The sequence below is a fragment of the Paenibacillus typhae genome (genome assembly GCF_900099765.1).
Classification (GTDB): domain Bacteria; phylum Bacillota; class Bacilli; order Paenibacillales; family Paenibacillaceae; genus Paenibacillus_AQ; species Paenibacillus_AQ typhae.
The window spans coordinates 1-8487 of record NZ_FNDX01000077.1; the positions used below are offsets into that span (position 1 = coordinate 1).

Below are 8487 nucleotides of genomic sequence, written 5' to 3' on the forward strand. Positions count from 1 at the left end.
GAATGTACATCTGGAAGCAATGGAAGAAGCCCAAAACAAAGGTGCAAAACCTACACAAGCTAGGGATACCGGAGTGGCAGGCCTACCAGTGGGGGAATTCCCGACTTGGCTATTGGCGTATCGCCGGAAGCCCTGTACTGTCTCGTTCCATAACAAACGAAAAGCTCGCACTGGCGGGATATTATGACTTCCCAGCACAGTACGAGCAATTACGTAAATTGCACTAATGCGATTGAACCGCCGTATACCGAACGGTACGTACGGTGGTGTGAGAGGTCGGCTACTCAGTCAATGGGTAGCCTCCTACTCGATTAAGTGCTTATATGTTTTCGGGGTTACTTCGTGTCAGGCCTCCATTTTCAGCATAACCAGCTCATCCACCGGCTCGCCGCCTACCAGATGCTCCTCCACAATGCGCGGAACGTCATCCGTTGTTACATTGTAATACCAGACGCCGTCGGGATAGACGATGACAAAGGGACCATTGCCGCATAACCCCAGACAGCTGGTTTTGTTGATTTTGACCGTTTTGTTAATTCCCTGCTCGACCAGCTGCTCCTTGAACGCCTGCATGACATCCTCGACCTCCTGATTGTTGCAATGCTCACTGCAGCAGAACAGAAGATGCTTCTTCAATACTTTTAAACGCATATTCATGGGTAGACCTCCTTGGTCATGTGAAAATGGCTGACCTATCTTACGAGGAGTATAGCCTCTTTTGCCGGTGGTGTAATGGGGTTGAAGCGATTGTTCCAAAAGGCTTAACAAATGGGCTGATGCCGTAAATATTGTGTGATCTTACCTGACTTTCACAAGGAAAATATGATGGAAATGTGTCGGAGGTTAGGATTTCCAGTATAAATTCTGTTTCGAAAATATATTTGAGGAATCGTTCAAAATTGAAAAACTTTCAGTTTCGCGGATAGGGGAGTGGTTAATTAAGAGATGTGAAAGAGTGGCCAAGAAAAACAAAAAAAAGCTATCAGGAGGGAATCGTTATGAATAAGAAAATTGTAGGTGTGTTTCATACCGAATATGAGGCTTCGCAGGCTATTGAAGAACTGAAAAGTCACGGATTTCTGACAGAGGATATCTCCGTGATTGCCCGTAATAAACGAGATGTCGAAGCCATTAATGAAGAGACAGGCACGAAAGCTCCGGAAGGCATGGCCTCCGGTGCAGCAACCGGCGGCTTGCTGGGCGGAGTGACCGGACTCCTGGCAGGGATTGGCGCCTTGGCTATTCCGGGAATCGGACCGATTATTGCTGCTGGTCCAATTGCCGCAACATTGACAGGGGTAGCTATCGGAGCCGGGACGGGCGGGCTGGTAGGCGGCCTGATCGGCCTTGGTATTCCGGAGGATGAAGCGCAAAGCTATGAAAATGATGTAGACGAGGGTCGGATTCTGGTCATGGTAGATGCGGAAGGTACACGTGTTAACGATGTGTACACCGTATTCCGTAACCATAATTCGGCCAATGCCGAAAGATATATTGATGATAACAGCATGACCGGATCGCATAGAGATGCGGCTGATCATTCAGTGTCAGATGTCGTGGATGCCGCCTTTAACGGTTCAGGTCTTGAAGGACGGACAGACACCGGGCTTGATACCATGAATTCCGCTCCGGTGCATGATCTGCCGGATAACCGGGCGCATGAGGATTTAAACCGGCCGGGAATGAAGGCTGATTTGTACTCCGGAACGCCTGACGGCATGGGCAAGGATGTAGACAGCAGAAGCTCGCTTGCTTATGAAGGCGAGGATGACGAAGCCCGTAAGCTCCGCTTGCGCGAGGAGCAGCTGGATGTGTCCAAAAACAGGGTGCAAGCCGGTGAGGTTAGCGTTCGCAAGGAAATCGTGGAGGAGCAGAAGACGATCAACGTTCCTGTATCCCATGAGGAAATTGTGATTGAGCGGCGCTCGGTCAACAATGACTCCAGCCAAACGCCAGTAGGAGCCGATGAAACCATCCGTATCCCGGTCAGCGAAGAGCAGGTCGAGGTTCATAAGAACACGGTGGTCACCGGTGAGGTGGGCATTCACAAGCGTGAGGTTCAGGGCACTGAGCAGGTAAAAGATACCCTGAAACGCGAAGAGGCCCGTGTCGATAAGACGGGGGATGTGAAGGTCAATGCCAGCGATGAGCTGCTGAGAGACAGAGACCACAGCCGCACGCGTTAAGCGGCGGTCAGGCTGACAGTATGTCAGAACTATTAAAAGGGTTTGCCCGGGTCCTGCTGGACCCCGGGCAAACCCTTTTTGCTGCGGTGCGCAGCAGTCCGGCTGCCGCTGAAGCTGATGCGGCAGATTCCGGTGCCTGGCGGCGGCTTACATAAAAGCAACGTTCTGGCGGTCGGATACGCCCTGCGGGATTTCTTTGCCGGGCAGGAAATGAATGCTGCGGATATAGCGGATGGTCTTGCTCTGCGCCCGCATGATAACCGAATGCGTCTCGGCGCGTTCCTTGCCGATAAAGCGGACACCATTCAGGAATTCGCCGGAGGTAACGCCGGTCGCAGCGAAGATGACATCGCCGGTGCCGACCATATCCTCCATCGACAGCACCCGGGTCGGGTTATCCAGACCCATCATCAGGCAGCGCTGCAGCTCGAACGGCCCTTCCGGCATCAGGCGGCCCTGCAGCTCGCCGCCGAGGCATTTCAGGGCAGCGGCGGCAAGTACGCCTTCCGGCGCTCCGCCGGAGCCCATGTACAGATCGACCTCGCTGTCCGGCAGCGCCGCCGCAATCGCTCCGGCCACATCACCGTGGCCGAGCAGCTTGATCCGTACACCCAGCTCGCGCAGGGTGCTGATCAGATCTTCGTGGCGCTTGCGGTCGAGCACCATTACGGTCAGCTCGGACAGCGCCTTGCCGGTAATCATGCTGGCTTTGCGCAGCGTAACCTCGGCGGAATCGTCCAGGCTGAGCTTACCGGCCAGCTCGGGGCCGCAGGCCAGCTTCTCCATATAGATGTCGGGCGCATGCAGCAGGCTGCCGCGGTCGGCAATCGCAATGACCGACTGGGCATTATGCAGCCCGCAGGCGACGACCTCCGTACCTTCAAGCGGGTCAACGGCTACATCTACAGCAGGACCGTCCTTGGTGCCCACACGCTCTCCGATATAGAGCATCGGGGCTTCATCCATTTCACCTTCGCCGATTACGACGGTTCCGTCAATGGAGACAGAATCAAACATGGAACGTATGGCCGTTGTGGCGGCATCATCAGCCGCATTCTTGTCACCCCGGCCAATCCAGCGTGCTGAGGATAAAGCGCCCAGTTCCGTTACCCGTACAATCTCCAGTGCCAATTCGCGTTCCATATGTTTTCCCTCCATTTTATAGGTTATAGGTTTATTTGCTGTGCAGAGCATCTGCGTGGTTGTATATATGGTTACAAGTGCCCCATAATGATGCCGGCGGTTTCCTCAATGGCCTTGTCGGTAATGTCGATCACCGGACAGCCCAGCTTCTTGAACAGTGCTGCGGCGTATTCCATCTCTTCATGGATGCGCTCAAGGCTGGCGTATTGCGAGCCCGCAGGCAGACCCAGCATCCTCAGGCGTTCGGAACGGATCTTCAGCATATATTCCGGCTCCGTTGTCAGGCCGATAATCCGGCTTGGCGGCAGGCTCAGAAGCTGCTGCGGCGGAGCAATCTCCGGTACGACCGGATAATTGACCACCTTCTTGCCCCGGTGGGCAAGGAAGATGCTGAGCGGTGTCTTCGAGGTCCGGGACATGCCCAGCAGCACGATATCGGCCTTCAGCATGGCACCCAGGTCACGGCCGTCATCGCAGGCAACGGTAAATTCGATAGCTTCGATCCGCCGGAAGTAGTTCTCGTCCAGCTGGTGCAGCAGTCCGGGACGGGCCTGCGGCGCGTCATTGAAGGTATCGATGAAGGCCTGCATCATCGGGCCCATAATATCGACAATCCGCAGGTCCAGCCGGACCGCTTCCTCACGGATCATCTCCCGGAGCTCAGGCTGCACCAGGGTATAGGCGACAAAACCCTGCAGCTGCGCCGTTTCCTCCATCAGCCTGCGCAATTCATCCTCGTGCCTTACATTGCCGTATCTCCTGATCGTGACACGCTGATTCTGGAACTGGTGGATAACGGCCTGCACTACTGCTTCTGCCGTATCGCCTATTGAATCTGAGCATATCGTGATGTAGTGCGAAGATTGCTCCATGCGTTTCTAATCCTCCCGTTATCCTTTGGCTTCGAGATCGAGGAGAAGCTTAACGATGGAAGTTTTGGTCAGCCGGCCCGTTACCTGAAGTCCCGGGACGGTATCTTCCGCGCCGCCGGGGACGACCACCGGCAAACTGTCTACCTCGTGAAAAATCATTTTATGTGCAGCATCCAGCACAGGCTCATCAGGCGATACCGTTACTACCTTTGGCATACGGGTCATAACCATACTGACCGGCATGGATACTGCACCGGGATTGCCGAGCGTTACCTTCAGGAAATCCTTGCGCGAGGCCACTCCGGCCAGCCTGCCGTCCCCGTCGCAGATAATCAGGGTGCCGACATCCTGCAGGAACAGGGTGACAACGGCATCCTGGATCGTGGTTGTTTCACGGATGACTACCGGGATGCTCTGGATATCCTTGACCTTCGTTTCCCGCAGCAGATAGCCGCTGCCCAGATGCGCCACAGACCGCTGGCCGGGAAAATAGCCGACCTTAGGCTTGGCGTCAATGTACTCCAGCATGACCAGAATGGACAGGTCGTTGCGGATGGTCGGCCGGCTGAGGTTCAGGCTTTCGGCGATCTGGTCGCCGGAAATCGGTGCGCGTTTTTTTACAATTTCAATAATTTGCAGTTGACGGGATGTCAGTTCGATTGCAGGTCCCTCCAATTTCCGGGTATTATCAGGTCGCTCCTATGGAAAAGGAGTACCGCTCTCCGATGCCCCCTCTCATTCAGACGTCTTAATGGTAATAATACCCCTTAACTTGTTTATATAATACGCAATAATGATCACTAATGCAACATATAGTACGTCATAAATAAATTTAGCAAGCGAAAATTGCTTTATTTCTGTGCAGCAGCATCGAGCTGAGGGGCGGTCAGTACTGCAGGCGCCGTTTTCTTTTTGAACAAAAGCTCCTTCAGGGCACCCGCATTAACCAGTACGGTTCCGGCGATGATGGTGAACACGCCAAGCAGCGTAATCCAGGTAACGGCCTCATTATAGAACAGGTAACCCACACCAACGGCAATCGGCGGCGAGATGTACAGCCAGGTAGACGGGAACACCGGATTTGTCCTGGCGACGAGCCAGTAGAACAGGGTATGTCCGACCATGGAGCCGATAACGGTCAGATAGAGCAGGGAACCGGCGGTTTTGAGGGAGATTAAAATTTCCGGATGCCAAGGTTCGGCAGCAAGCGATAAAAGAAACAGCAGTACTCCCCCGTACATCATCTGCGCAGCATTTAAGGCAACGGGCGAGACACCGGAAAAGGCATTGATCACTTTTTTGGAATAAATCGCTCCGGCCGCATAGCAGCATTCCCCGATCAGCACAACGATACAGCCGGTGATCCATAGCGGGGACACGTCCACAACAAGGCTTGGCAGGACGAGCAGCAGAACTCCGGTGAAGCCGATGATGCAGCCATAGAGGGAGTAGGAGGGTGCTTTTTGGCGGAGAAAAGCCGTCTGCATCAGCAGAATCATCATCGGCCCGGTAGCCGACAGCACGGCGGCAAGCCCTGAGGATACATATTGCTCGGCCCAGTACAGCGCGGAGAAGGTTCCAAAGGTCAGGGCGGCTCCGGTAATCAGCATTTCTTTGCGCAGGAGCAGGGAGAAGCTGGCTTTACCTTTGATCACCATCCAGATAAACAGGACAGCACCGGCGAGAAAGAAACGGATTCCTGCGGAGAAGAAGGGCGGGAGCCCGGCGTCCACTCCGATTTTAATAGCAAGAAAGGTAGTGCCGAAAATCAGACAGACGAGCGAATAAGCCAGCATAATCATGAATAGTTCCCCTTTGTGAATGTAATATGGCAGTACGGTGAAGCATTTTGGTTAATCATAACGGGCCGGACACAGAACAGTTAATAAGTAACAGAACAGATGGCGGGATGTATACTGTACAATAGGGGAAATAACAAGGGCTGCGGGATGCAGGCTGCGGCCGTAACGCTGTCTCTGCAGAAGATACGGGCTGCGGGAATTGCTGAGGGGAGTGCAAAAGCTATGAAACAACCGGCCAACATGGAGCAGAATCATCCGCTTTTCCGGCAGGTTTATGATTATATGGTGAACCGGATTGTGCGCGAGGAGTGGAAGGTGCATGACAAGCTGCCGTCGATCCGGATGCTGGCCGAGGAGCTGCAGGTGCACCGGCTGACTGTCTTTAAGGCGTACCGGGAGCTGGCGAGCAGCGGCAGGGTCTATGTAAAAGACAAATCGGGCTATTATGTTGCTCCTGCCGGTATGCTGAGGGAAGAGCCAACGGCAGAAGCTGCCGCAGGGGTGCCGGCCTATTCGCTGACCAATCCGATGTCCGATATTCAGCGTATGCCGGTTCAATACCAGTTCTCCCAGGCGCTGATTGATCCCGGTCTGCTGCCGAACCTGTTCCTGTCCGACTATGTCAAAAAAGTGTTCGACCTCTATCCGAAGGTCATGGGTACGTATTCCTCCGTCCAGGGCGATCCTGAGCTGCGCAGCGTGCTGAGCCGGCATTATCAGGAGCACTACAAGCTGCAGCTGTCGCCTGCCGAGCTGCTGATTACTTCGGGGGCCCAGCAGGCAATCAATCTGATTGCCGGACTTGTGCTCGGGCCGATGGATTATGTGCTGGTGGAGCGGCCGACTTACAGTGTGGCGCTTGATATTTTCCGCCGGGCGGGTGCCCGGCTGCTGCCGGTTACGATTACGCCGGAGGGCTATGACCTTGAGGCGGTCGAGGAGCTGATGCGCACCTGCCGGCCGCGGATGTTCTACATCAACCCGACCCATCATAATCCGACCGGCCATACGGTCCCGGCGCGCCAGCGCAAGCTGCTGGTGGAGCTGGCCGAGCGGTACCGCTGCCTGCTGGTCGAGGATGATCCCTTCCGCGACATTTATTTCGGCGGGGTGCCGCCGGCGCCGTTCTTCGCCTACGATACGGAGGGCTGGGTCATCTATATCAGCAGCTTCAGTAAATACGTGGCGCCGGGGCTGCGGATCTGCGCGGTGGCCTGCCGCCATCCGTTCATGGAACGGCTGATTACGGCCAAGTCGATGGCCGACAACGGTTCGCCGCTGCTGAACCAGAAGATCTTTCTGCACTACTACACGTCGCCGCGCCTGCAGCAGCATCTGGGCAAGCTGCGGATTGCGCTGCAGGTACATAAGGAGATTATGGAGGAGGAGCTGGCCGGCAGCGGCTGGGAATGGACCGCGCCGGAGGGCGGGCTGAACCTGTGGATCAAGCTGCCGGAGTCCGTCTCCGCCGCTGCGCTACTGCAGCGCAGCATGGAGCAATCCATCTCCTTCGTCCCGGGTGAGCTGTGCGATCCGCTCGGGGAGATGACCTCCTGGCTGCGGCTCAGCTACTCCTTCGCCAGCGAGAATGTGCTGCGCGAGGGGATGCGCAAGCTGATGCAGCTGGCGCGGGAGCTGTGAGGTTCGGAGGCGTTTGAGCGGGTGAGGTTCCGTTGAGGGGGGCGGCAGGCAGGGCAGATCGATAGACCGGGCAGACTAATAGACCGGGCAGACCGACGGACCAGGCGCCGGGCTTTGTGAGAATTGAGGGATAGGGATGGCTCTGAGCCGGCCGGAAACTGGGCTGCGGGGCGAAATCAAAGGGAAAAATGCCTTTGAATTGGCTGAAAGTGCGCTGCGGGGCGAAATCAAAGGCAAAAATGCCTTTGAATTGGCCGAAAGTGGGCTGCGGGGCGAAATCAAAGGCAAAAATGCCTTTGAATTGGCCGAAAGTGGGCTGCGGGGCGAAATCAAAGGCAAAAATGCCTTTGAATTGGCTGAAAGTGCGCTGCGGGGCGAAAACAAAGGCAAAAATGCCTTCGAATTGGCCGAAAGTGGGCCGTGGGGCGAAATCAAAGGCAAAAATGCCTTTGAATTGGCTGAAAGTGCGCCGCGGGGCGAGATCAAAGGCAAAAATGCCTTTGAATTGGCTGAAAGTGGGCTGCGGGGCGAAATCAAAGGCAAAAATGCCTTTGTTTCTCTCAAGCCCCCTAATCGAATTGGAGTCCTCAAGATGCATAAGGTACACTAATAGAGAAGGGGATGAGGAACATGAAGAGCAATAAGTTGTACGACGAACAACGGATCAAAGTTGCCCAAGAAGCGATTAATGGAACAAAGATATCTTTCCTTGCCCGTAAGTATTCAGTTTCTCCGAGCACGATTGCGAACTGGGTGAAGTTCTACAAAGAACGATTCGGTGAGCAGGCAACACCCTCTGTTAGCGAACGTATCGAAGATGCAAAACGTGTTCAGGAGTTAGAG

10 protein-coding genes and 1 pseudogene are annotated in these 8487 nt (G+C 54.9%); 6 read left to right on the top strand and 5 right to left on the bottom strand.

Annotated elements, in window-relative coordinates:
• Positions 1-227 (top strand): annotated as a pseudogene (locus BLR64_RS30650) (group II intron reverse transcriptase/maturase); the annotation flags it as partial.
• Between the two features lie 118 nt (positions 228-345).
• Here the strand turns inward: BLR64_RS30650 and BLR64_RS29610 are convergent.
• The gene (locus tag BLR64_RS29610; RefSeq protein WP_068720774.1) at positions 346-657 is read right to left on the bottom strand and encodes a (2Fe-2S) ferredoxin domain-containing protein; all 312 of its coding nucleotides are present in this window, start codon (positions 655-657) and stop codon (positions 346-348) included.
• A 341-nt stretch (positions 658-998) separates the two neighbouring features.
• Here BLR64_RS29610 and BLR64_RS29615 point away from each other — a divergent pair, with 341 nt between their 5' ends.
• Both BLR64_RS29615 and BLR64_RS31100 read left to right on the top strand, forming a co-directional pair.
• Complete coding sequence (locus BLR64_RS29615; protein WP_090720277.1) at positions 999-2186, top strand: YsnF/AvaK domain-containing protein; 1188 nt, start codon at positions 999-1001, stop codon at positions 2184-2186.
• 20 nt (positions 2187-2206) lie between these two features.
• Positions 2207-2341, top strand: a complete 135-nt coding sequence (locus BLR64_RS31100; protein WP_279615498.1) for a hypothetical protein — start codon at positions 2207-2209, stop codon at positions 2339-2341.
• Here the strand turns inward: BLR64_RS31100 and glpX are convergent.
• The 4 genes from glpX to BLR64_RS29635 form a co-directional block, all read right to left on the bottom strand.
• On the bottom strand, positions 2334-3329 hold the full coding sequence (glpX, locus tag BLR64_RS29620) for a class II fructose-bisphosphatase (protein WP_090720279.1): 996 nt from the start codon (positions 3327-3329) through the stop codon (positions 2334-2336). The genes BLR64_RS31100 and glpX overlap by 8 nt on opposite strands.
• 71 nt (positions 3330-3400) lie before the next feature.
• Complete coding sequence (locus BLR64_RS29625) at positions 3401-4201, bottom strand: pyruvate, water dikinase regulatory protein (RefSeq protein WP_090720281.1); 801 nt, start codon at positions 4199-4201, stop codon at positions 3401-3403.
• Between the two features lie 18 nt (positions 4202-4219).
• The gene (locus tag BLR64_RS29630; RefSeq protein WP_090720283.1) at positions 4220-4876 is read right to left on the bottom strand and encodes a helix-turn-helix transcriptional regulator; all 657 of its coding nucleotides are present in this window, start codon (positions 4874-4876) and stop codon (positions 4220-4222) included.
• Between the two features lie 176 nt (positions 4877-5052).
• On the bottom strand, positions 5053-6003 hold the full coding sequence (locus BLR64_RS29635) for a DMT family transporter (RefSeq protein WP_090720285.1): 951 nt from the start codon (positions 6001-6003) through the stop codon (positions 5053-5055).
• Positions 6004-6225: 222 nt separating this feature from the next.
• Between BLR64_RS29635 and BLR64_RS29640 the strand changes: the two genes are divergently transcribed.
• The 3 genes from BLR64_RS29640 to BLR64_RS29650 form a co-directional block, all read left to right on the top strand.
• Positions 6226-7644, top strand: a complete 1419-nt coding sequence (locus BLR64_RS29640) for an aminotransferase-like domain-containing protein (protein ID WP_090720289.1) — start codon at positions 6226-6228, stop codon at positions 7642-7644.
• A gap of 136 nt (positions 7645-7780) precedes the next feature.
• The gene (locus tag BLR64_RS29645; protein ID WP_090720287.1) at positions 7781-8254 is read left to right on the top strand and encodes a hypothetical protein; all 474 of its coding nucleotides are present in this window, start codon (positions 7781-7783) and stop codon (positions 8252-8254) included.
• A 20-nt stretch (positions 8255-8274) separates the two neighbouring features.
• The coding region (locus tag BLR64_RS29650; protein WP_167360810.1) for a transposase at positions 8275-8487 on the top strand (213 nt) is incomplete at its 3' end.

What these genes read in the sequence shown, in the direction of transcription:
- BLR64_RS29615 (WP_090720277.1), top strand. Translation starts at nt 999, where the DNA reads ATGAATAAGAAAATTGTAGGTGTGTTTCATACCGAATATGAGGCTTCG.
- BLR64_RS29640 (WP_090720289.1), top strand. Translation starts at nt 6,226, where the DNA reads ATGAAACAACCGGCCAACATGGAGCAGAATCATCCGCTTTTCCGGCAG.
- BLR64_RS31100 (WP_279615498.1), top strand. Translation starts at nt 2,207, where the DNA reads ATGTCAGAACTATTAAAAGGGTTTGCCCGGGTCCTGCTGGACCCCGGG.
- BLR64_RS29610 (WP_068720774.1), bottom strand. Translation starts at nt 657, where the DNA reads ATGAATATGCGTTTAAAAGTATTGAAGAAGCATCTTCTGTTCTGCTGC.
- BLR64_RS29635 (WP_090720285.1), bottom strand. Translation starts at nt 6,003, where the DNA reads ATGATTATGCTGGCTTATTCGCTCGTCTGTCTGATTTTCGGCACTACC.
- BLR64_RS29625 (WP_090720281.1), bottom strand. Translation starts at nt 4,201, where the DNA reads ATGGAGCAATCTTCGCACTACATCACGATATGCTCAGATTCAATAGGC.
- glpX (WP_090720279.1), bottom strand. Translation starts at nt 3,329, where the DNA reads ATGGAACGCGAATTGGCACTGGAGATTGTACGGGTAACGGAACTGGGC.
- BLR64_RS29645 (WP_090720287.1), top strand. Translation starts at nt 7,781, where the DNA reads ATGGCTCTGAGCCGGCCGGAAACTGGGCTGCGGGGCGAAATCAAAGGG.